The organism is Fibrobacter sp. UBA4297 (assembly GCF_002394865.1).
Classification (GTDB): Bacteria; Fibrobacterota; Fibrobacteria; order Fibrobacterales; family Fibrobacteraceae; genus Fibrobacter.
In genome coordinates, this window is sequence record NZ_DGUZ01000018.1 from 163,352 (window position 1) to 188,111 (window position 24,760).

Here is a 24,760-nt window from a genome sequence, read left to right on the forward strand (position 1 = left end):
AATAAGTCCGCATAAAAATTAAGTATTGGACAAATTACAACTTGCATTCTATATTTCAGCACGAAAAAATCCTACAACTATTGTGGGAAAATTTGTACGGAAAGCACTTTTTAATGTACGGAGAAAAAAGTGAGAATATATATATCAGCAACCCTTAGGAATTTCTTCGGGAAAAACGCGCAAGTCAGCGTTCCCGAAAACACGGTTAGAAAGGCTCTCGCCAATTTAATAAGTACTTACCCAGAAGGAGAAAAAGTCCTTTTTGACGAAAACAACAAAGTCCGTAAATTTATTCAAATCTACATCAACAACAAAAAATTGACTGTAGAGACTCTTTGGGACACCTCACTTCCTGACGATTCCGAAATTCTGCTTTTGCCCGCGATTGCAGGCGGCGCACCGATAGAGGAACCGCAAAGTGCACCCGTCAAAAGTTTAGTTTCGGACGAAAGACGCAAAGCAGTTTCGTTTGACGACAGCGAAATTGAACGTTTCGGCAAGCATTTAATGCTCAAAGATATCGGCGTCAAGGGTCAAAAACGCATCAAGGCCGCAAAAGTCGTTGTCGCAGGTGCAGGCGCACTCGGCTCTCCGGTGATCCAGTATCTCGCCGCCGCAGGCGTGGGCACCATCAAGGCCATCGACTTTGACGAAGTCTCGCTCGAAAATTTGCAGAGCCAGGTGCTATACGGCACCCGTGACTTAAAGCGTCCGAAAGTAGCCTCTGCAAGGGACAAAGTAAAAGCCATCAACAAGAGCATCGTCTTCGAAGCCGTCAAGGAACAGCTCGACGCATCGAACATTGAAGCCGAAATTGAAGGATACGATTTAGTCATCGATTGCACTGACAATTTCAAGGCCCGCTACCTGATCAACGACGCTTGCGCTCTGCACGGCATTCCGCTTGTATTCGGTGCGATTTACCAGTTCGAAGGCCAAGTCGGCATTTTCAACTTGGATGGCGGTCCTTGCTTGCGTTGCCAATACCCGTCCCCTCCGCCGGCAGGGCTCATCCCCTCCTGCGCAGAAGGCGGCGCCATCAGCCCGCTCCCGGGAATCATCGGCAGCATCCTGGCAAACGAAGCGCTCAAGCTCATCTTGGGAATCGGTGAACACCTGAACGGCAAAATTCTCCACGTGGATAGTTTGTACTTATCTTCGAGAATTTTCAAGGTCGAACGCGATTGCCATTGCCCGATTTGCGGTAACAATCCGACAATCACAAACGTCGAAGATATCGACTACGAAGACCTTTGCGGATTGAAGACCACAAACGAAACTCCAGTGGAAGGCTTCACGCCCGAAGAACTCGCCAAGCGCATTGAAAACGGCGACGACATGGCCATCGTGGATGTACGCGAACCACACGAACGTGCCATTTTGCGATTCCCGAACGCCATCGTGATTCCTATCGGACAGCTCGTTCGCAGACAAAAGGAACTCGATCCAAATAAAGATACGATTTTCATTTGTAAACAAGGCAAGCGTAGCGAACTTGCCATCAACACCTTGCGCGAAGCGGGTTACACCGGTCCTTTGTACAACCTAAAAGGCGGTATCGACGCGATGAAAGATATCATGTTCTCACACGAAGGCGCTTGGTTATAACGTAGGGCTTTGAATAGGGAAAAGGAGATTCCCACCTAAAGGTGGCCATGCGCACTATGGAACAAAGTTCCAAGTGCTGTCCGCCCGGTCATGCCGGGAATGACAACTTTTAAAACACAACAAACAATAAGAGGTAAACCATTATGGCAAATGAAGTAGAAAAGAACACGGGCATTAATGCCCTCGGCGCCAAGGCCGCTTACAACCTGGCGAACGTCACCAAGACCAAGCCGCAATTTGGCGCGCTCACGCCCAAGTGGCTCACCAAGTTCCTTGAATTCAAGGGTCTCGAAACCGGTCTTTTCCGCGTGAACAAGGTCGTCGAAGGCCAAACCCCACTCGACGTTCTCTGCAGCGCAACCAAGAAGTCCGATATCATCCCGGAAGGCTACGTCGAATACGAAACCGAACCGCGCGAATACAAGCTCAACTCCATCTCCACGATCATCAACGTCAACACCGCTATCGAAGACGTTTACAGCTCCCCGTACGACCAGGTTCAGGAACAGCTCGGCCTCGCCATCGAATCTCTCCGCGAACGTCAGGAAAGCCAGCTCATCAACAACGATGATTACGGCCTGCTGAAGAACGTGGCCGATTCCCAGCGCATCCAGCCGCTCCGTGCCGATGGCCGCCCGACTCCGGACGATCTCGATGAACTCATTTCGAAGGTTTGGAAGGAACCGTCCTTCTTCCTCGCCCACCCGCGTGCTATTGCAGCTTTCGAACGCGAATGCACCCGCCGTGGCGTGCCGCCTGTCGTTGTTGATATCGCCGGTGGCAAGTTCCTCACCTGGCGCGGCATTCCTCTCGTCCCGACCGACAAGCTCCTCGTGGATGGCGTGAAGAACCCAAAGTCCAAGGGCGGAAAGACCAACATTCTCCTCATCCGTACTGGCGAAGCCAAGCGCGGCGTTATCGGCCTCTTCCAGGCAGGTCTCAAGAACGAACACTCCCGTGGCCTCTCCGTGCGTTTCCGCGGTATCGACAACAAGGGCGTTGCATCTTACCTCTTGTCTCTGTACTGCTCTGCCGCAATTCTCGCAGACGACGCTATCGCCGTGTTAGAAGATGTCGAGGTTGGCGAATACTATGATTACGAATAATCCAGATACTAGATCGCTGGAAGAACTCGCCGGAGTTCCCAATGCGGCTGAACTGGAGCAATTGGCAAATGCGTATTTCCCGGATTTGACGGATAGCGCATACGCAGCAACCCCCGCCGCTCCCGAAGCTCAGAACGCTTCTACTGCACAGGGTGTAAGCGCCGCACAAGGTGTCGCTGCCATTAGCCAGACTCCAGCCTTCGACTGGGAACATCCGTTTGCGACCTATGGCGACCAGCCGACATCCTCGGCTCCGTTTGCCTATGGCGGAAGTTCTACAGACACCTGGCTCAATACGGTTGAAGCCCCTGCGGTTCCTGAATCGCAGTTCGCATCGCAGCTGAGCGACGTTCCGACAGCCCCCGCACCGGCTCAGGGTTACTCCCCGAAGGTCGTGTCCAAGACGCAAGCCGCACAGAATGCACGCCCAATCGACGCTCCGACATCTCTCGGTGGCGATTCCGTGAACAAGGCCGGCAACGCTAACAGCGGTGCCAATTCTCGTAACGATTCCATCCGCATCGGTTCCAAGACGCTTGCGCAAATTCGCAGCGATTTCCCGATTCTTTCGAAACAGGTAAATGGGCATCCGCTCGTTTGGCTCGATAACGGTGCTACGACGCAGCGCCCGCAGGTGGTGATTGATCGCCTCAAGTACTACTACGAAAACGAAAACTCCAACGTTCACCGTGGCGCTCACACGCTTGCGGCCGCATCGACAGACGCCTACGAAAATGCACGCAACATCGTTCGTGACTTTATCGGAGCCCCGTCTTCTCAGGAAGTTGTTTTCGTTCGCGGTACGACCGAAGCCATTAACTTGGTTGCAAATGCCTACGTGAAGCCGACGCTCCAGCCGGGTGATGAAATCATCGTCTCCATCTTGGAACACCACGCCAACATCGTGCCGTGGCAGCTCGTCGCCGAAGAAACGGGCGCCATCATCAAGGTGATTCCGTGCGATTCTACCGGCCAGCTCAAGTTGCACGATTACGAGGCGCTATTCACGAAGCGCACCAAGTTCGTTTCCGTGACGCACGTCTCGAACGTGCTCGGCACTGTGACCCCGATTGAAGAACTCATTGCCATTGCTCATAGACACGGCGTGAGAATCCTCATTGACGGCGCTCAGTCCATTGCTCACATCCCGGTAAACGTTGCAGCCCTCGACGCAGACTTCTTCGTGTTCTCTGGACACAAGGTGTTCGCCCCAACCGGTATCGGCGTTGTCTATGGCAAGAAGGAATTGCTTGAAGCAGCAAGACCTTACCATGGCGGCGGCAACATGATTGCGGATGTAACATTTGAACGCACAATTTACAACGGGATTCCGAACAAGTTCGAAGCTGGTACCGGAAGCATCGCCGACGCTGTTGGCCTCGGTGCCGCTCTCCAGTACCTCTCCGAAATCGGGATGCCTTGCGTATTCCGCTGGGAACATGAACTGTTGCAGTACGGCCTCAAGGAATTGAAGACTGTCAAGGGTCTCCACCTTGTGGGAACCGCACTCAACAAGGCATCTGCACTTGCCTTCAAGCTCGACGGTTATTCCGACGAAGAAGTGGGCAAGAGACTCGACGCATACGGCGTTGCCGTTCGCACCGGGCATCACTGCGCTCAGCCAGTTCTCCGCCATTTCGGCTACGAAAGTACCGTGCGACCCACTCTCGCATTGTACAACTCACCGGATGACATTGACGCACTCGTGAGAGCGTTGAAGACATTCGCGTAGGTTAGACGAAAGAACGGCGCTTCGCACCTACAGACGAGAGACTAGAGATGTTTAAACAAATCTTTTCTCTCGTCTTTCGTCTAAAATTATCCCTTACATCACACACACTTATGCACGAACTTATCCAAGAATCTGAAGTTGAAAAAGCCGTACAAATTATTTTCGACGATTACAATCGCGGCAAGCATATCGACAACATCGATATTTACAATCGACCCGACCAGGCCGAGATCCAGACGATTTTGCAGAATTTAATCCGAGTTGTTTATCCAGGACACTTCAGGGATCGTACGCATAAAATTTACAATCCCAAAAACAGCTTTGCGGTTCTCATCGAAGACACATTTTACCACCTTCACAAACAGGTGGCGATTGCGCTTGATTACTGCAAGTTGCGCGGTTCCATGACATCCGATGAACGCAAGATTGAAAGTTATAGAATTTGTAAGGAATTTTTCGCCAAGATTCCGCAAATTCGCGAATTCTTGGAAACCGATTTACACGCCGCTTTTGACGGCGACCCTGCTGCCGGCTGCCTTGACGAGATTATCCTCGCCTACCCCGGCCTCATGGCGACAACCATTTACCGCATCGCCCACGAACTTTATCTTTTGCACGTTCCGGTTCTCCCGCGACTCATGACCGAATATGCCCATTCCAAAACAGGCATCGACATCCATCCAGGTGCAACCATCGGCAAATACTTCTTTATTGATCATGGCACAGGCATTGTGATTGGCGAAACCGCCGTCATCGGCAAGAATGTGAAGATTTACCAAGGCGTAACTCTAGGCGCACTTTCAACTCGCGGCGGTCAGAAACTTTCCGGCAAAAAGCGCCACCCGACCATTCAAGACAACGTTACCATTTACGCTGGAGCATCAATTCTCGGCGGAGAAACTATCATTGGTGAAAATGCGGTCATCGGTGGCAACGCTTTTATTACAAATTCCGTCGACCCCAACACACGCGTAAGCTTAAAGAACCTAGAAATGGATTACGTCACCACAGGCAGCAAGCACAAGACCAAGGAACTCCAGCAAAGTGACGAATGGTACTATATTATTTAGTAGGAAGTAGGCGGTAGGAAGTAGGAAGTGGTTAGTAAACAGTGGTTAGTAGGAAATAAAAAGGACAAAACCCGCGCTCGAACGAGTACGGGTTTTCAATTTATTTTCTGATAAGATTATCGAACAGTTATGCGTCGCGTTTCATGACCGACTCGCAAGAGGTACATGCCCGCACGAGGAACGGTTATCGAGCTTTCGCCACCCAAAGACTGAACTTTTGTAATCAGCCTTCCCTGAGCATCCAGGAGATACGCATCCTGCGTTGTTCCTTGTACAGTAAGAACTCGACCGTTGACAGTGATATTAAAATGCGGAGCAATCGCAACAACACCCAACGAAGTCGTGCTTTGTTCCGAGCTAGAGCTCGAATCAACGTTGCTAGAACTAGATTCCGCAACAGTCCCACTTGCTGAAACAACTGTAATAGTTCCGCTCTTAGTTGCATTTGTTGCAGCTCCGGTCGTTGTCACAGTAAACTTGTACTCACCCACATCAGCATTTTGAGCTACCGCGCCAGAGATGTAAAAATCACTTTCCTTCATTGTGCCCACAACGCCTTCGGGAAGCCCCGTCACTGTAGCTCCCGTGGCGCCAGCGACAGTAAAGTAAAATTCTTCGACAGAAGCACCTTGCTTTACTTCCTGCTTGGTGCTACCCGAGCCATGCTTTGTAAGGCTTGCCTCGCCCGCAACAATCCCCTGCGAGGAGCTCGAAACCGCCTGAGAAGAACTAGATCGCACCACACTAGAACAAGATGCAGGAGCCACGCTGGAGCTCGACTTCGCGGACGAACTGGACGCAACACTGCTGCTTGATTTTGCCGAGCTCGAACTTGCCGGAGTCACCGTACCCGATGCACCCGGATCCGGGAGTGTCGCGCCTGCGTACAACTTAATGGAATCGCGCAGAGCATACGCCTTCGCCTGCGTGCTCACGTCGGTGAGGCTCATGGAATAGCTCGGCTTGAACGCCGTGCCCGTGCCCGACTGCGGCTTCTTCACATTCTCTTCGTAATTCTCGATCATCTGCGCCGCCGTGATGGCTCCATCACTCGTGTACAAGTCAAGCGCCTTCTGCACGCCAATGAACACATTCCTTTCGATGCGGATGTCCGCCTCGATAGCGGCTCGCACGCAATAGCTCGCATTCTTGCTGTCGAAGAGATTGTTCGCCACATGAACCTTGCCAAAACGCACACGAGGCATGCGTTCAACCACACCATCCGCCCACCACGTATGGTGAATCGTCACATTCAGGTGTCCGCGGTCGCTCGTCTTTGTCTTGCTGTTGCCAATCAGGTTGCTGAACTGGTGGCCGGTCGATGCCGAAGTGTAGCTGAACTTGGTCCACGAAATCGTCACAAAGTCCGAGGCGTTTGTAATATCCAAGTTGCCGTCGTGACCGTCGTAGACATCCACGTGGTCAATCCACACGTTCTTCGATTCGTGATTCACCTGGAGGCAATCCTCGTCATCGTCGTCGTGCGCACCCACACCCTTGAATTTCAGGTTGCGGATGATGACGTTCTTCGAACCGCTCAGTTTCATGGCACTGCCCGAAGCGGGCTGCGCGATGATGGCGCCCTGGTAACCGTAAATCGTCACGTTGCTACCGACTTCCACCGGGCCCATGTACGTACCGGGCTTCACGTAAATAATCTTGTTGCCCGCCTTGGCATAACTCTTGAGGTCACTCACATTATCAACTGTGACCTCGGAATAGCCCTTACCGCCCGTGGTGCCGCCATTCTGCGTGGCAAAACCCGCCATCGGAAAATCAGGCGATGTCACCGCAAACGCAGGAACCGCAGTTGTAGTCACAACCATAGCAGCAAATGTTGCTACAGCACGAATCGATTTAGAGAATAAATTAGTCATAAAACATCCCTTTTTTCCATTAATTTAAGCCGCCGAACCAGAAAACGCATCAAAAAAAAGCCCCACACAACTCAAAGTGTCCTCTATAGACAACTCCAGAACTCCTACTAAAATTGTATTCTATTTGAACAAACCTTAAATTTTTCTAAAATTGGCTTTAGAGGATTTATGAGCGAAGACATCTTGCAAAAAATCGTGCGCATGCGCCGCGAAGACATCAATAGACTCGGGCTGAATTTTGACATAGAAATTCCCGAAGCACGCCGCGTCGGTCATACAGAATTTCTGGGCAACGCAGGTGCCATCCTAGAGGTCAAGAGGGCTTCGCCATCCAAGGGAGACATCGCACCGGACCTGAATCCAGTGGAACTCGCCACGACTTATGCCGAAGCACACGCTCAAGCCGTTTCCGTGCTGACCGAAATGAACTTTTTCAAGGGAACGCTGCGCGACCTGATTGCCGTAGCAGACTTGATGGAACGTCGCCGTCAACAGGGCCTGCACACGTGCGCCGTTCTCCGCAAAGATTTCCTTTTATTCGAAGACGAAATTGACATCGCTTACCGCTGTGGCGCCGATGCCGTACTTTTGATTGCAAGAATTTTAGACGACGCCCAACTCGTAAAGATGGCACAGCGCGCGCAGAAGTTCGGCATTCAGGCATTCGTTGAAGTCCGCGAAGCTGACGATTTCCGCAAGCTTGCCGTTGTGACAGCCGCTCTCGGTGATGCTGCAGCCAAGACGATCGTCGCAGGCGTCAATTCCCGCGACCTCGCCACGTTCCACACGGACCCGCTGATTCCGGCAAGCGTCCGTAGCAAGCTCCCCGCCAAAGCCGTTTTTGAATCAGGCATTTTAAGTGCCGCCGATGCGACATACGCCCGCAATCTCGGCTTTACGGGCATTCTCGTCGGCGAAGCCGTCGCCAAGAATCCACCGCTCGCAAAAGACGTTGTGAGCGCCTTCGAAAGCGGATGCGAAAATGCCCGCGGTCTGTTCTGGAAGAAACTCGCCGAACGCAAGTTTGCCAATAACGAGACGCGCGCAGCCTCATCACAAGATGCGCGCCGCCCGCTCGTGAAAATCTGCGGCATCACCCGCGAAGAAGACGGTCTCCTCGCCGCAGAACTCGGCGCCGACATGCTCGGTTTCGTGTTCAGCACCACCAAGAGACTCACCACCGAGGAATTCGTGCGGTCCTTTAAAAATAGATTGCCGCGCCTCTCCGAGGCACGCAATGACGTAGCGTGTCATCCTGAGCCCTTCGACAAGCTCAGGGACCTAAATAAGGTTGGTGAGCCTGTCGAACCACTACTCGTTGGCGTGATTACCGACCCGAATTCCATCGAAGGCAAAACCGCCATCAAGCTCGCATGCGAAGGCGTGCTCGATGCCGTACAGTTCCACGGAATCGCCCCGCACGAAGCCGGCAACGCAACCCTTCCCTACTACTGCGCAGCCCGCGTAGGCGCCCCCGAAGATTTCGATTACGTCGCAAGTCTCCGCAAAAACGGCGAGCCCCGCATTTTGCTGGACGCCAAGGTCGAAGGCATCCCCGGCGGCACCGGCAAAACCATCCCCGAATCGCTCCTCCGCGAAAAAGCCGGCGACATTCCGCTTTGGCTCGCAGGCGGCATCACACCCGAAAACGTGGGCACGATTGTCGAAAAATTCCACCCCGAACTCATAGACGTATCTAGCGGCGTCGAAGACGCCCCCGGAATCAAAAACAGCGAAAAGTTGAAAGCGCTGTTTGCGGAATTCGCTGCAAAATAGCATTCAAGAAATTGCGATTACAAGTAAAGCCTATTCTCCAAGATAGGCTTTTTCTATACCGCACCAAAATCATACCAAAAATTTACAAAAAAGTTATCGTAACCTATTGACAATCAACGAATTACATTATATATTGACATACGTAAAGGTGAAATCGGTAATCCACTCAGACCGCTTGCGGGAGGGGTTCCCGTAAAACGGAACGGATTCGCTGGTTTCATCAAGTGTTTAGTTAAATGGCTTCCGGAATGTGCCGGAAGCCTATTTTTTTGCATCTTCATTTTGCTGCGCCTCTGCAACCGCAAAAAAAAATATAATTTACAAAATCCCGCAAAAAGCGAAAAAAGCTATTTTTTGCGACATGAACAAACAAACTCTTTTCAACAACATCATATCCATCTGTCTCTCGGGCGCTCTTTTCTGCGCTTGCGGCGACAGCACTTCTTCTGACTCCAACAACGAAGGAGAAGAATTCAAAAACACCGTCAACGCCTTGGACTGGGGTTCCGACACCACATTCGTCATCGGGCACAAGACTCCTGATGTCGATGCAGTCACTTCGGCTATGAGTTATGCAGCACTCATGCGAGCTTTGGGGCACAACGCCGTAGCCAAAATCGTAAGTCCAATCAATCGCGAAACGGCTTACATCGCCGAGAAATTCGGATTCAAAATTCCTGAACAGATGTCGTCTGTAAAAGCCGGTACGCGTCTCATCCTCACCGACCACGCCGAATCCGCGCAGTCCGTCGAAGGAGTCAAAGAGGCTAAGATTCTCCAGATTATCGACCACCACATTCCTGGCGACCTTGATGAAAAAATCACCTCCGACACTTACGTGAACCGTCAAATGATCGGTTCCACCTGCACCATCATTTGGGATCTCTACAAAAAGGCCGACGTCAAAATCGATAACGACATGGCCAAGATTCTTTTGGCAGGCATCCTTTCTGACACGCGCAACTTGACCAAAGTCGCATCCTCGGCTTTAGATTCGTCTGCATGGAAAAGCCTCATCGAACAGCTCAAGCTTTCCCCCGATAGCGTCGCCAAGCTCTCCCGCGAAATGGACGATGCGTCGCACGATTACTACGGCATGACAGACAAAGAAATTTTCCTCTCCGACTACAAGGATTACGAAATCGAAGGCGTCAAAATTGGAATCGCAAGCAACGACTGGTATGTCGATTCGACCAAGAAGGATTTCTTTAAACGTCTCGCCGCCGTGATGCCCGAAATTGCCAAAGAAAAGAAGCGCGACATTCTCTTTGCCAAGGTTGACGGACACGACCCGAATCCGGATTCGGAGACCGCGGCCGAAACACCGTTCATCGAATCGGGTTCCTACACCATCATCTACGCTTCAGATGATTACGAAGCCACGGCTAAAGAAATCGCCGAAAGTGCATTTGGAGAACTTTTCAGCGAAGGCGTTTACTTCTCCGCCGAAAAAATCAGCCGCAAGTCGCTGATGGTCCCAAAAATCACGGAATACCTCGAAGGCAAGAAAAAATAAAACCACCCCTTGCCTCAAAAAATTTCAACACTATAGCAAAATGGCTTCCGGGATTTACCGGAAGCCTAATTTTTTTCCGTTTGTATTTCAATTATCTGATAATAGGCTTTTCCCATTTAAACACTGGATAACCATCATTAATGTCGTCATCATCGGCAACATAAATATTGTCAAAAGCAAGGCCATTCATGGTACTAATAAATTCATCACTTTGCATAAAATATTGTTCTTTTTCCAAAGCTCCATTAGCAATCAGCTTACGGTCATCTTGGATTAGATAAAATGAATTCACAGAAGTATTATACGTATTGGAATTCGTAGTATTCGAAATTCCTGCAGCCCGTTGGTTATTCGGAGCGATCAGGAAACCCACATTATAACAAACCTTAATTGTTGAAGCCGAGTTATTGTTAAAGCCTGCGATTCCAGCTGTACGATTAGATTGAGTTACAATCATTCCAGAATTATAGGCGTAATACAACCATCCATAGTTTTTGTAACCAACAATACCACCAGCAAAATCAGAGCCTTTGACATAAGACTTTCGATTGAATACCTGTTGAATCTCAGCATAGTTCATTCGGCCAACAATACCGCCAACATATTTGTCTCCAACAATGTAGGAATTTTCAATGCCAAGGAACATTACATGTCCACTATCGCTTTTAGTCGTAGCGCCAAGAGTTCCAATAAAACCAGCTCGTTCATAAGCAGGCTTATTTACATAAATGCCAGAAACAATATAACCATTTCCGTCAAAAGTTCCTTTATACATAATTTTATCCGTTCCGCCACCAATCGGCGTCCATTCATTCAAAGAACTTTGAGGCAAAATCAAATTTCCTTTTTCATCCACCATATTATCAGGGTTAAGGCGGATATGCTGCATCAACTTGGCATTAAGTCTTTCTTCGCCCTTATTCGTCACCTGGTCAGCAAAATACGCCAATTCCTCAGCGGTATAGATAAGCATGAATGACTTTCCATCAATAAATTCTGTTGATGGCTTAGTCATCTTGCCTGTCCAAACATCAGAAACATTTGTATAAGCTTTAGTGCTGCTTGACGATTTTACCGAACTACTCGATAATTTTGCAGAACTACTGGATTTTGCCATGCTGCTGGACGATTTCACGCTGCTTGAGCTTTTTGCTTTTTTCTCTGGAGCCCAGGTATATTTACCATCAACATAAGAGCACGTATAATAGTCCACTTCTTCAGAAACAAAAATACGCTCGCTAATGTTTGAATTTTTACAAGCTCCAAGTTCAAACATTGATTCAACGCTCGTTCTTTTTTCGCTAGAACTACTTTTAATTTTGCTGGAGCTACTTTCCTTTTCACTCACCTGCGGAACAACCGGCGAAGCGCTGTCATCACCACACGCAGAAAGAAGGGACATTCCTACGAGGGCAAATACGCCAACAAGGCTAGTCCATTTAACTTGTTTACTTTTCATTTTTTCTCCATTGGTTAAAAATCCAACAATGGAGCCCACCTCATCCCGTAAAAACGTTTTCGATCCGCACAAAAAAGGCGTGGAATCGTCCGCGCCATCGTAGTTGAGGTAACGACCAAGTAAACCTTAAGCAAAATAAACGCAAACGACCCACACCATAGGGTGTGAGTGTCTGCCCTTTTTCTCTTGCTTAGAAAGTTTTGGTCGTTTTTCAACTACAAGAATAAGAGCGAACTCTAAATTATGTCAATGTAAATATAAGTAAATAGTGAAATTTTCCAAAGCCCCTTTTTTATATCGAGAAAAAATCGAAAAAAATTTCCCATTCCCTTGCCAAATTAAATTTCCATTCCTACATTTATAGTATGAAGATGAACGCAGTAATCCGTTTCAACCGTTGGTGGTGGGGCTCTACGAAATAGAGTCCGGTTTGCTGATTTCATCAAGTGTTTGTAAAAGGCTTTCGGGACTCTCCGGAAGCCGATTTTTTTTGGTTTCTGGACTCGCAGCGCCTCAGCAGGCATAGAGACTTTAACCCTTAACTAGATCCTTCGACTTCGGGCTCCGCCCATCGCTCAGGATGACAGAACAACAATGACCTCTACAACTTCTAACAACGGTTTCTTTGACAAGTTCGGCGGCAAGTACGTTGCCGAAATCATCCGCCGCCCGCTCGACGACCTCGAAGCGGCATTCAACAAGTACATTCACGATCCGGAATTCCTCGAAGAACTCCACATCATCCAGCGCGACTACATCGGCCGCGAAACTCCGCTGTACTTTGCCCCGACGGCAACCAAGCTTTTGGGCGGTGCGCAGATTTACATCAAGCTCGAAGGCCTCGCCAACACAGGCGCCCACAAAATCAACAACGCTATCGGCCAGTGCCTACTTGCAAAGAAAATGGGCAAGACCCGCATCATCGCCGAAACAGGCGCCGGTCAGCACGGGCTCGCCACTGCCGCCGCTTGCGCCAAGCTCGGCCTTGAATGCGTTGTCTATATGGGCGAAGTGGATGTGCGCCGTCAGCAGCCGAACGTTGCCACCATGGAAATGTACGGCGCAAAGGTTGTGCCGGTCACGAGCGGTAGCCGCACGCTCAAGGATGCCGTGAACGAGGCGATGCGCGACTGGGCAACGAACTTTAAGAACACTCATTACGTGCTCGGTTCCGCTCTCGGCCCAGCCCCGTTCCCGGATATCGTTCGCACGTTCCAGTCCATAATCGGCGAAGAAGTCAAGCGCCAAGCCGCAGAACGCAACATCGACATCGCAGCCGTTGTCGCTTGCGTCGGAGGCGGTAGCAATTCCATCGGCGTGTTTACGCCGTTCATCAACGATGCGAATGTGCGCCTGATTGGTGCAGAAGCCGGAGGCATTGGCCCGAACGTCGGCGAAAACGCAGCCCGCATGACGGGTAACGCCAGCCGCGAAGGCATTGTGCAGGGTTACAAGAGCCGCTTCCTCATTGACGAAGACGGTCAATCCATGCCGACGCGCTCCATTTCGGCAGGCCTCGACTACATGGGCATTGGCCCGCAGCTCGCCGCCCTCGGCGAATCGGGCCGCGTGGAATTCACCGCGATTCTCGACAAGGAAGCTCTTGAAGCCGTCAAGTTCTTTGCCCGTAACGAAGGCATTTTGTTTGCCCTCGAAAGCGCTCACGCCGGTGCAGCCGCTATGAAGATTGCGAAGGAACTCCCGAAAGACAAGGCGCTCGTCATCAACATGAGTGGCCGCGGTGACAAGGACATCTTTATCACGAGCCCCGTGTTCCGCCCCGAAAAGTGGAAGGAATTCCTGAAGGCCGAACTCAAACGCCTCGACAACAACGAAGACATCCACGACGCGGAGATAATGAATAAGTAGGTTGTAGGTTACAGGTTATAGGTCTTAGGAAAAAACACGCGCAAGCGCATCTATAAAAGTGCTAAAACCGTGAAGTAATCCTAACTCCTATCTCCAAATGCCCAAAACCTAAAATCCATAACAAAATCCTAAAACCTAACACCTACTACCTAATACCTATTATGAACCTCATGTCTCATCTCATTGCCGGGTTTCCGGACGCTGAAACTTCTATCGCCATCGCCGACGCACTTGTGAAGGGTGGTGCAAACATCCTTGAAATTCAGCTCGCCTTCAGCGACCCGAGCGCAGACGGTCCGGCCATCCAGACCGCCTCCACCATCGCTCTCGAAAAGGGCTATTCCACCAAGCAGGGTCTCGCCATCGTGAAGCAGATTCACGAACGCCACCCCGAAACGCCGATCTACATCATGACTTACGGCTCCCTCGCCTTTACGCCGGGTGTAGAAAACTTTGTCAAGATGTGCAAGGACGCAGGCGTTTCTGCATGTATCATTCCGGACCTGCCGTTCGATTGCGATGAAGGCCTCACCGAAGCTTGCAAGAAGCATGGCCTCGAAAACATCCCGGTGGCGGCCCCAAGCATGACCAAAGAACGCCTTGAAACGATGGCATCCAAGGGCTTCAAGTACATCTACGCAGCACTCCGCGCAGGTACAACCGGCAGCGAAACCACCATTGACCAGGCAACGCTTGACTTTATCGACACCGTCGGTAAGGGTGGCGCGAAGGTGCTCGGCGGCTTCGGTATCCGCAACGGCGAACAGTCCAAGGTGCTCTCTAAGCATGTGTACGCCGTGGTCGCAGGTTCCGTGTTCGTGAATATTGTGCTCAGCAACGCAGACACCGCCGAAGGCCGCGCAAAAGCCATCGCCGAAATCGAAGCAAAAGCCAAGGAAATCGCCGGGAAGTAACCCGCGCGTATTTTTCCCGCGCATTCCCAAGCGCATTTCACAAAAGAAATTTGTCGTATGGAATTTATCCATACGACATTTCTTTTATTTGAATTTTACGGCAGTTCCGTAAGCAATGATTTCAGCGGAGCCAGCCATCACCGAGGCTGTAGCAAAACGCACGTTTACGATTGCATCAGCACCGATAGAAGTCGCTTCGCTAATCATACGTCCAATGGCTATATTGCGAGCATCGTTAAGCATTTCGGTATAGCCTGCAATTTCTCCACCTACAAGAGTCTTGAGCCCGGCAAACACGTCGCGCACCACATTCTTGCTAAAAACCACGCTCCCTCTTACCATTTGAAGAGTTTCTATTTCTTTGCCCGTAATAAAATCTGTTGTATAAAGTTTCATAAATTCTCCTTTTCTATACGTCTAAATATAAAATCAATTTTTCACACAGCGGACAGAAAATGCAATATCCTTGTTATCGCCAGGGATATCCGCAGAGTTGTTTCGGAAATACATATCCATGAAATAAGAATTGGCAAAATAGACTTCAGTCGTACTCCCAAAATACGCACTGCTATCCTGAAATCCGAAATGCCCATTAGCATCCCTGAAACCAGCCGGCATCGCCGCAAATCCAAACGCATCCGCACCGTTGCCGTTTTCAGTCCAGCCATGAGTTGCTTTTAGTTTCAACGCAGCAATAGAACTGCCACCCACCGCATTTAGCAAAGCTTCGAATTCTTCCATGCTAGGGAGGTGCCAACCTTTAGGGCATACACCGCGAACGACCTCGCTTGCTTTGCAGTCCCTCGTATAACCGCAGCCTTTGCCATCGGTACTGAATAAAGCGGCACTGTCCATAGCGGCAGGCCATGTATAAAGCCTCCCCAACGTTTTGCATTTCTCCGGATCGTTATAGACGCAATAACTTGATGTATCGGCGACACCTCCATTAACGGACTTCAAATTATAGCGGTAATTCAAATTTTGTGCCATCCATACTTTGGAATAGCCCGTTCCTTCGGGAGCTATAGTCGTAGTACGGTAAACTTGTCCGTCACGTAGATCGATTAATGTATTTTTCTCAGCATCGTAAATGCTTTCATCGCTGAAGGAAATCGTAGAATTACTGTCACAGGCAACGCAAGCAAAAGTTGCGGCACCAAGCAACCAATTCAGAAGCTTAAAAAGAACCTTTTGGGACGTAGATTTTACAGACATGATTACATTGAAAATATAAAATTGTCCGTATCGCGCACACATCACAAAAGCAGCTTTTTAAGAGCTCCAACAGAACATAATTGAAAATTACTAAAAGAAAAAATATATTTGCACCATGAAAAAAATCTTAGCTTTCTGCATTTTCAGCTTACTCTTTTTCACAGGTTGCGCCACAACAGCGTTCGAAAACAACTATAATCCTTGGCATAAAGAAGGATATTACCCCAAAGAAGCTTATCTTAAAGATGGACAAGAACCTAAAATAATCAAAACAAATAATATAGAGGAACAATATAGAGACATCGCATCACAATGGTATTGGTGTTTAGGTTCTTCATTCTTCAACGATGATGAAATCAACGAATATGAAGTTAATGCGGCATTAAAGAAGCTCAGCAAAAAAGAAAAAGCAACAATCGCATTATGGACTGACGAATATACAGGTTCAAGTGGAGTGATGTCCTACGCAATAACCTCCACAATAGCATACACAGAGCAAATAAATCAATACAATTATTCAGCTTTTCTATTCATTCCTATTCCCTATAAAAATAGACAAGCTTATACACCAGGAATTGCGGTATCTGAACTATCACAACACGATCGTGAAATTTATCAGCAAAACACCGGAGCCTTAATCAATATTGTATATAAAAACACGACCGCATATTACGCCAATTTAATTCATGGCGATATAATCACAAACATAAACGGGAAAAGAATTAATTCTCCAGAAGATTATTTTGACGTTTTAGAAAAATCAAAAATAGGTGATATTTGGAACATAACATTCGTTAGAAATGGACAAGAAAGACACGTTGAAATACCATTTAAGCTTTAACCATTACATTTCTTGTTCGCACATTACATTTGCAAGCCCCGCCTTTACACTTTCTAGAGGCCGCGTAGAAGTCGTGTTAACATACCCCAAACGCTTAATTCTTCCCTTTTTCCCACTTCGAAACCAAATCGAGTTCATTAGCAACAATTCTAAGATCTAAGTTCTAAAATCTAAGTTCTAAAAAGCTATCTTTACGCCCGAAAAATTCATGAGGTAACTATGCTTTTTAATTTCGACATGATCCAGGCCACATACGCTCGCATTCCTGCACGCGTCGCTGTTGCCCGCAAGCAGCTTGGCCGCCCGCTCACTCTCGCCGAGAAGATTCTCTACAGCCACCTGATCGATGGCGCAGAAAACAGAACTTACAAGCGCGGCGCTGATTTTGCCGAATTCCACCCGGACCGCGTTGCCATGCAAGACGCAACCGCCCAGATGGCCCTCCTCCAGTTCACGACTGCGGGCAAGTCCCGCGTGGCTGTGCCGAGCTCTGTGCACTGCGACCACTTGATTATCGCTCGCGAAGGTGTCGAAAAGGACCTCCCCCGCGCCAAGGAAGAAAGCAAGGAAGTGTACGATTTCTTGCAGTCCGTCTCTGCCAAGTACGGCATTGACTGCTGGCTCCCGGGTGCAGGCATCATCCATCAGGTGGTGCTCGAAAACTACGCCTTCCCAGGCGGAATGATGATCGGTACCGACTCCCACACCGTGAACGCTGGCGGTCTTGGCATGCTCGCGATTGGCGTGGGCGGTGCAGATGCTGTCGATGCGATGGTCGGCCTCCCGTGGGAACTCAAGTACCCGAAGATGATCGGCGTGAAGCTCACTGGCAAACTCCAGGGCTTTGCAACCGCAAAGGACATCATCCTCAAGCTCGCAGGCATCCTCACTGTTAAGGGTGGCACGAACGCTATTATCGAATACTTTGGCGAAGGCGCACGCAGCCTCTCCGCTACTGGCAAGGCAACGATTGCGAACATGGGTGCCGAAGTGGGCGCCACCTGCTCCACCTTCAGCTACGACGATTCCATGAGCCGTTACCTCCGCGCTACAGGCCGTGCCGACGTCGCTGATGCCGCCGACAAGATTGCCGCCGACCTCAAGGCCGACCCGGAAGTCGAAGCAAATCCGGAAAAGTACTTCGACCGCGTTGTGGAAATCGACCTCAACACGCTCATCCCGCATTACAACGGCCCGTTCAGCCCGGACCGTGCATTCGCCGTGACCGACATGGCAGAATCCCTCAAGGCTACCGAAACGAAGCCGGAATCTACGCCGGTCGTGAGCGCAGCCCTCATCGGTTCTTGCACGAACTCCAGCTACGAAGACCTCTACATGGCCGCGAACATGATCAAGCAGGCTCTCGCCAAGGGTCTTACCCCGAAATGCCCGCTCCTCATCAACCCGGGTTCCGAACAAGTTCGCTACACCGCTGAACGCGACGGCCTCATCGATTTGTTCAAGCAGTTCGGTGCAACGATTATGACGAACGCCTGCGGTCCTTGCATTGGCCGCTGGGACCGTGCAGGTGCCGACAAGAAGGAACTCAACACCATCGTCCACAGCTTTAACCGCAACTTCGCAAAGCGCGCTGACGGTAACCCGAATACGCACGCCTTCGTAGCCTCCCCGCTCATGGCTGTAATCGCCGCCCTCTCTGGCGACATCCGCTTCAACCCGATGACCGACACCCTCGTCAATAACGAAGGCAAGGCAGTGAAGCTCGACCCGCCAGAACAGTGCGAACTCCCGCCGAAGGGCTTCGACGTGAAAGACGCCGGCTACCAGGCTCCGGCAGAAGACGGCTCCAAGATTACCGTTTCCATCAACCCGGAAAGCAAGCGTTTGCAGGCTCTCGCCCCGTTCGCCGCTTGGGACGGCAAGGACATCGCCGGTGCCCCGCTCCTCATCAAGGCAAAGGGCAAGTGCACTACCGACCACATTTCTATGGCAGGTCCGTGGCTCAACTACCGCGGTCACCTCGAAAACATTTCGAACAACATGCTCATCGGCGCCGTGAACGCTTTCAACGGCGAAACGAACAAGGTTCTCTGCCAGTGCGGTAGCTACAAGGAAGTTCCGGAACTTGCCAAGATTTACAAGGCCAAGGGCACGGGCTCCATCGTCATCGGTGACGAAAACTACGGCGAAGGCTCCAGCCGCGAACACGCCGCCATGGAACCGCGCTTCCTCGGCGTGAAGGCCGTGATCGTGAAGAGCTTCGCCCGCATTCACGAAACGAACCTCAAGAAGCAGGGCATGCTCGCCCTCACCTTCAAGAACGCCGCCGACTACGATAAGATTCAGGAACAGGACGTGTTCGACATCGTTGGCCTCACCAAGTTCGCTCCGGGTTCCGAGTTCACGCTCGTCGCCCACCACAAGGACGGCTCGGTCGATAACATCGCGCTCAGCCACACCTACAACGAACAGCAGTGGGCATGGTTCAAGGCGGGTTCGGCCCTCAACCTCATCCGCGCGAACAACAAGTAATAGCTTGGTGCAACCTCTCAGCAGGTTCATAACAGCAAGCCATAAAAAAGTCTCCAGGAAATCCTGGAGACTTTTTGCATTAAAATCAACCCTAATTTAATACTCCATGTTAGTCACGTCCGAAACAGTAATAATGTACTTTTGAGAGCCATTAAAAAGCGCTCTTGCACGAATAAACTTAACTTCTCCATTTTCAGAAATCAGTTTTCGTCCATACGTTTCACCGGTTGCGCTATTGAGTCTCGCCTTTTCCAAGAATTTTTCCGAGGAACAAAGCGGAATCTGGAACAGCCTGCAAAGCACATCCATAGAATCCGAAATCAACCGTTGGACATACATGGGCTTGCCATCTACGCTTGAAAGCGTGAGCATTTTATCTGTATTTCCATCAATGTAGATAATCTGATCATACAGGTTCAAGACAACGGCGTCCGTCAATTCCTTGTAGGCTTCAACATCCGTATCATTTTCGTTCTGTAATTTTAGAATGATATCACCAGAATCAGGATCGGCCATCATATCAAATGTTGACTTGATAGAGAACCAGCCGTTCTTGAAGTTGTAATTTAAGTTCAGCGGAGGAACCGGACGCTTATTTACATAAGCCAGAATCAGCTTTTCACGAGTGTAATTAGCCGTTTTCTGGACATTCACGCTATCTTTCGACATCAGACCCAACAGGTAGTTGTAATGAGCATCGTAAGTGTACTTGCCATTCATTTCTTCCGGAATATAGCTAATGCCTTCCATTCTGATAACCGGAGAATTTTTCGTAAGGTTCCAGAACAAGAACGCCTTATATCCCGGTTCATACGACTTGGTATGAGTCGCCTCACCCGAAGCCATAAACAACTTAAACGCATTTTTGCGACCAAAGTAGTTCTTCAAAGCCATATCATCTTCAGAGACGAATACAGACAAAATTCGTCCATACGGCGTATCCCTAAAGAAACGTCCTACGTGGTAAATTCGCTTGACTGTACCTTTCTTAGTCTTGATGCGATAGGTTGTCTGCGTCGGCAAAGCGCTGCCACTGCGGAACAACGTTTCAAGTTTTTCGTCTACCGTAGCATAATCTTCAGGAAGCACGGCACCTTCAAGCTTATTACCCGCCAGACAGCGGAAATCATCAACACCGTCGCAGTCAAAAATTTCAAGCGCACGGCCATTCACGTAAAGAATGTCACCGGTCATAGCCTCCAGAAGAATCACGCCACCAGGAACGTATTCCATATAGTTTAGAGCAAGCTGGTGGAGCAACTCCGTATTCTTGATGGCTCCGTCAATTTTGGACTTGACTTGTTCCTTGTTGCTGATAGGCGTCAAGATAAACTGATAAGCCCCTAAACGGACGCCTTCCTTCGCAAGTTCCATGTTATCCGACATCACGATAAAAGGAATCTGGAATTCACGCTTTTCCCCTCTGAACTTCTGGATGATCTTAAAGCCATCAATTTTAGGGAGGGCCGCATCGATTAACGCTATCGAAATCTTATTACCATATTCCAGCAAAATATTCAAGACCTGTTCACCATCTTCGGCAAACAACAGATTGTAATCCGACCTTAAAATACCTTCAAGAATGGACCTGTTCGGCAAATTGACCGTCGCAAGCAAAATAGTCTTTGCTTCTACTGGGAACTTTACGACATTTTGAGAACCAGACGAACTGTCTTCAGCGCTCACATGAGTATTGCGAAACGACATGTCGTAAATACGGGCGCCATTGATATCGGCAACCAACCGACCCGTCAAAAAAACGTAGGTTCCGTGAGTGGCGTAAGTCACCTGCTGAGGCGCCCTGTATGCCGCCTGCTGTATTTCACGGAGTTTGTTGTAAACCGGGTTTTTGGGGTCGTTGCTAGCATCCTCGGCGTCCTTGAAACCGCTAAAGCCAAGGCTTTGGAGCTGTTCTTCATACTGCTTATTTACAAACAGGAACTTGAACATACCATTTTCAAACGACATGACCGCTTTAGGCGTATCCACCAAATAATCTAGGCTACCGAGCCTAGAATAGACGAGACGCGATTTCGGGTCTTCAATATGCATCCCCATAGCCGCCATGTGTCTAAGCGTCTCTTTTAAAGGCATGGGTTTTCCGTAATAATAGCCCTGGACCTTTTCGCAACCAATGCCCTTCAAGAACTCCATTTGCTCCTTGGTCTCGACACCTTCGGCAAGAGTCTTAAGCCCAAGGTTTTTCGCCATACGGACCGTCGAACGAATAATGGTGCGCGAGGCCTCGTTGAAATTCGAGAGGAACACCATGTCAATCTTGAGTTCATCGAACTTATAGTCCTTAAGCGTATTGAGCGAAGAGTATCCGCTACCAAAATCGTCCATCCAGACTTCGTAACCGGCCAAACGGAATCTTTGAATTTCGTTTCGGACATACGAATCCGAAGCCATAATGCTTTCCGTAATTTCAACGCGAATGTAATCGCGGTCAATCTTGTACTTGTCTAGCGCCCGTTCGACAACTTCAAAAATATCACAGCCGATAAAGTCCAGACGCGACAAGTTGAAAGAGACCGGGACCACGGGGTTTCCGTCATCCATCTCCTTACGCATTTCTTTACAGACTATGTTGATGACATGGCTATCGAGCTTGTGGATTTGGCGCGATTCCTCAAGCGCCCCGATAAAGACGGCCGGATTCAGGAACCCATACTGAGGGTCAATCCAGCGGGCAAGCGCTTCCATGCCGCAGAACGTTTCCGTAATCGTGCGGACAACAGGCTGATAATAAACCTTGATGTAACCTTTTTCAATAGCCTCATCGATATGGTTTACAACGTAATTTTGCAAGACGAGCGCCTTGCGCAAGTCATCATCGTAATAACGAATAAAGTTATCACCCGACAGCTTCTGGACCTTGCATGCAATTTTCGCTTTTTCACTCGCATTGAGCATGTCCTCAAATTCATCAATTTTACAAAGGCCGACATTGACGTCCATCGAGATTTTCGAAATGACACTCTTGACATACTTGCGGACTTCGTTCAGCTTTTCTTCTACGTTGCGGTTGTCGGCTATGATTGTAAAATGGTCATTGGACTGTCTGCAAATGAGGTTGTTTGGGAACTGCTTTTTTAGGAAAGCCGCAAAATTGAGCAGGAACTCATTACCCTTGTCGTAACCATTCGCATTGTTGTAAAGTTTCATCCCGACAATATCAAAATAAATGACACAGGGAATTCCGCCTGCAATCCTGATATCATCAGCAAAGTCCTCGCCACGCATGCGGGCATATTCCATGTTCGGAAGCCCCGTCAATGTATCGAAATAGCGGTCAGTCCTCTCACTTATCCTGTGGAAAATAGCATCCTTGCCATGCCATTTGATGAGGCTTGCCTTTAAAATCAGGTCGCCACCCGTGCGCGAATTAGGCACAATCACTTCGCCTTTCTCAAGAACTTCGTCAAGCGTAATCAGCTGAGGCTCATCCGGTTCAAAGAAGTAATCTTCAAATGTAATCCCCGAATTAAAAGGTCTTACAGGCTTCCATATTTTTTCCACAGAAGCACTGAGCATATAAATTTCATGTGTTTTGGCATCAGCAATAACAAACGGTTCTACGCTGTCATTGTTTAAAAATTCGATAAGGCTTGTATCAAATTCCTGACGGCAATCTTTACATTCTTTAAAAGCCTTGGTGACATCGTCATAAACGACAACCGTATATTTGGAACCGTCCTTCAAAAAACGATGGTAACCCTGGGCATGCACCGTACAGTATTCGTCCTTGCCATACAATTTTTGACGGTAAACAACCTCGTAGCGTCCGTCATTGGATTTTGCAAATTCCTTAGCCTTGGTTGCGACAAAAACAATATCTTCACGATGGACATCCCGATACATGTCCGTATTGAGGAACTTAATCAGGCTTTCACGGGTTCCTCCAGGCGGTTGCCACCGAACTAGTCCGTTAGAAACAAGAACTGTACGAATACGTCCATCAGCAAACTGATAGACCGCAAGCGGGACCTCGGAGTTTTCCAACTCCGTCCACGTACCCTCTGGAAACAATAAAGAATCTTGCACCGACATAGCCACACGCCTCCGTTACACGGGGATGACAGCTAAAAGCCAACAACAGCTTTTTAGAGCATCCCCTTAACGAACCCATTACACCGCTCCCCCAAAAAATAAAATAACTTCTGATGTTTAAAATAATTTAATACTTCATAATATGCAAGTTTTATGCAAGTTTTATGTAATATTTTTGATTTTTTTGTGATTTTTTTCACTTTTGGGGGCATTTAACAGAAAAACCCCGCTTTTTAGCAGGGTCTGGCATTTGATTTTTTTAGTGACGAAAAGGCTAGCCGCAAACCTTACGGCCGGCCTCGACAGCTTCGGCTACAGTCTTCCCGACGTAATCCTGGGCACTGAACCAGCGGCCGCTCTTCTTATCGTCGAGGAGCACACTTACGAGAGCCCCAGGAACAACGCTTTCCGGGGCATTCGGGGCGTTCGGACCGCCAAGATCTGTGCGGAGCCAACCCGGGTCCATCACGTTCATCATCACGTCGGTGCCGTTCAACTTGCAGGCGAAATCCTTCACGAACTTGGTAAGGGCAGCCTTTGCGCAAGCGTAAGCGGCAAGTTCCGGTTCATTGGCGATACCGCTCGTGGTGAGCTGCATACGTCCAAAACCGCGCTTGATCATGCCCGGCAAAAAGTGATACACAATCTTCATCGGAGCAAAGAAGTTCACGGCCATCGCCTGGCGGAAATCGTCCATCGTGTTTGTCAGGTAGTCCGAAAAATAGTGGCTCATAAGGCCCGCATTGTTGAATACGAGGTCCACCTGCACGCCAAAGGAATCGATTTCGGCAAGGGCTGCGTCAATTTCGGATTCATTCTCGAGATTGCAGCCCACCGCCTTCACCTGCACGCCATACGGCGCAAGCTCAGCGATGACTTTTTCGGCATGGCTCTTGTCACGCCCCTGCAAAATGAGGTTTGCACCGAGTTTCGCCATTTCTATTGCCACAAGGCGACCCACACCACGGCATCCGCCAGTCACGAGGCACCACTTACCTTTTACATTGATCATTCCGTTTCCCTTTGCGCCATGCGCGTATTCAAGTTTTATTCCATCTCTAAAAATACCTTTAGGCGAGATAAATGTAATAAACGCACAGTCGTTTTTTGTACACACCGGTAAAGGGCTTCTTTTTCAAGACACCTTTACAACAAAGGGTTAACAACCTCACTATGCAAGGCCTGCTATTTTTGACAAAGTATCAAACCTCGCTTTTTGATATCAAAGATT

Annotated in this window: 16 protein-coding genes; 10 read left to right on the top strand and 6 right to left on the bottom strand. The window is 49.2% G+C overall.

Features of this window, described 5'->3' with window-relative positions; genetic code table 11:
- The first annotated feature begins 129 nt into the window (after positions 1-129).
- The 4 genes from thiF (at position 130) to epsC (ending at position 5,516) form a co-directional block, all read left to right on the top strand.
- Positions 130-1,608: a thiazole biosynthesis adenylyltransferase ThiF gene (gene thiF, locus B3A20_RS10550; protein WP_290764505.1), complete on the top strand. Its 1,479-nt coding sequence runs from the start codon at positions 130-132 to the stop codon at positions 1,606-1,608.
- Between the two features lie 143 nt (positions 1,609-1,751).
- Positions 1,752-2,714, top strand: a complete 963-nt coding sequence (locus tag B3A20_RS10555) for a family 2A encapsulin nanocompartment shell protein (RefSeq protein WP_290764508.1) — start codon at positions 1,752-1,754, stop codon at positions 2,712-2,714.
- Positions 2,701-4,446: a SufS family cysteine desulfurase gene (locus tag B3A20_RS10560; RefSeq protein WP_290764510.1), complete on the top strand. Its 1,746-nt coding sequence runs from the start codon at positions 2,701-2,703 to the stop codon at positions 4,444-4,446. Before B3A20_RS10555 ends, B3A20_RS10560 begins: the two co-directional genes overlap by 14 nt.
- A gap of 110 nt (positions 4,447-4,556) precedes the next feature.
- On the top strand, positions 4,557-5,516 hold the full coding sequence (gene epsC / locus B3A20_RS10565; protein WP_290764513.1) for a serine O-acetyltransferase EpsC: 960 nt from the start codon (positions 4,557-4,559) through the stop codon (positions 5,514-5,516).
- Positions 5,517-5,632: 116 nt separating this feature from the next.
- On the opposite strand, the gene B3A20_RS10570 is transcribed toward epsC, so the two are convergent.
- A complete protein-coding gene (locus B3A20_RS10570) occupies positions 5,633-7,393 on the bottom strand; it encodes a pectate lyase family protein (protein WP_290764516.1) in 1,761 nt (586 codons plus the stop codon).
- 168 nt (positions 7,394-7,561) lie between these two features.
- Here B3A20_RS10570 and B3A20_RS10575 point away from each other — a divergent pair, with 168 nt between their 5' ends.
- Positions 7,562-9,169, top strand: a complete 1,608-nt coding sequence (locus tag B3A20_RS10575; RefSeq protein WP_290764518.1) for a bifunctional indole-3-glycerol phosphate synthase/phosphoribosylanthranilate isomerase — start codon at positions 7,562-7,564, stop codon at positions 9,167-9,169.
- Between the two features lie 361 nt (positions 9,170-9,530).
- A complete protein-coding gene (locus B3A20_RS10580; RefSeq protein ID WP_290764520.1) occupies positions 9,531-10,685 on the top strand; it encodes a DHH family phosphoesterase in 1,155 nt (384 codons plus the stop codon).
- A 91-nt stretch (positions 10,686-10,776) separates the two neighbouring features.
- Here B3A20_RS10580 and B3A20_RS10585 read toward each other — a convergent pair whose 3' ends face one another.
- The gene (locus B3A20_RS10585) at positions 10,777-12,144 is read right to left on the bottom strand and encodes a hypothetical protein (protein ID WP_290764521.1); all 1,368 of its coding nucleotides are present in this window, start codon (positions 12,142-12,144) and stop codon (positions 10,777-10,779) included.
- Positions 12,145-12,738: 594 nt separating this feature from the next.
- On the opposite strand from B3A20_RS10585, the gene trpB reads away from it, so the two are divergent.
- Positions 12,739-14,013, top strand: a complete 1,275-nt coding sequence (gene trpB, locus B3A20_RS10590) for a tryptophan synthase subunit beta (protein WP_290764522.1) — start codon at positions 12,739-12,741, stop codon at positions 14,011-14,013.
- A 170-nt stretch (positions 14,014-14,183) separates the two neighbouring features.
- Positions 14,184-14,927, top strand: coding sequence for a tryptophan synthase subunit alpha (gene trpA / locus B3A20_RS10595; protein ID WP_290764523.1), 744 nt, complete (start codon positions 14,184-14,186; stop codon positions 14,925-14,927).
- Positions 14,928-15,011: 84 nt separating this feature from the next.
- On the opposite strand, the gene B3A20_RS10600 is transcribed toward trpA, so the two are convergent.
- Entirely contained in the window at positions 15,012-15,323 is a 312-nt protein-coding gene (locus B3A20_RS10600) for a YbjQ family protein (protein WP_290764525.1), read from the bottom strand.
- Positions 15,324-15,356: 33 nt separating this feature from the next.
- Entirely contained in the window at positions 15,357-16,142 is a 786-nt protein-coding gene (locus tag B3A20_RS10605; protein WP_290764527.1) for a fibrobacter succinogenes major paralogous domain-containing protein, read from the bottom strand.
- A gap of 115 nt (positions 16,143-16,257) precedes the next feature.
- On the opposite strand from B3A20_RS10605, the gene B3A20_RS10610 reads away from it, so the two are divergent.
- Both B3A20_RS10610 and B3A20_RS10615 read left to right on the top strand, forming a co-directional pair.
- Positions 16,258-16,983 (top strand): PDZ domain-containing protein, encoded by a 726-nt coding sequence (locus B3A20_RS10610; protein ID WP_290764529.1) that lies wholly within the window; start codon positions 16,258-16,260, stop codon positions 16,981-16,983.
- Positions 16,984-17,202: 219 nt separating this feature from the next.
- On the top strand, positions 17,203-19,476 hold the full coding sequence (locus tag B3A20_RS10615; RefSeq protein ID WP_290764531.1) for an aconitate hydratase: 2,274 nt from the start codon (positions 17,203-17,205) through the stop codon (positions 19,474-19,476).
- Between the two features lie 96 nt (positions 19,477-19,572).
- Here B3A20_RS10615 and B3A20_RS10620 read toward each other — a convergent pair whose 3' ends face one another.
- Together B3A20_RS10620 and B3A20_RS10625 are read right to left on the bottom strand one after the other, a co-directional pair.
- A complete protein-coding gene (locus B3A20_RS10620; protein ID WP_290764533.1) occupies positions 19,573-23,529 on the bottom strand; it encodes an EAL domain-containing protein in 3,957 nt (1,318 codons plus the stop codon).
- Positions 23,530-23,803: 274 nt separating this feature from the next.
- Positions 23,804-24,541: an SDR family NAD(P)-dependent oxidoreductase gene (locus tag B3A20_RS10625; RefSeq protein ID WP_290764535.1), complete on the bottom strand. Its 738-nt coding sequence runs from the start codon at positions 24,539-24,541 to the stop codon at positions 23,804-23,806.
- Positions 24,542-24,760 lie beyond the last annotated feature (219 nt).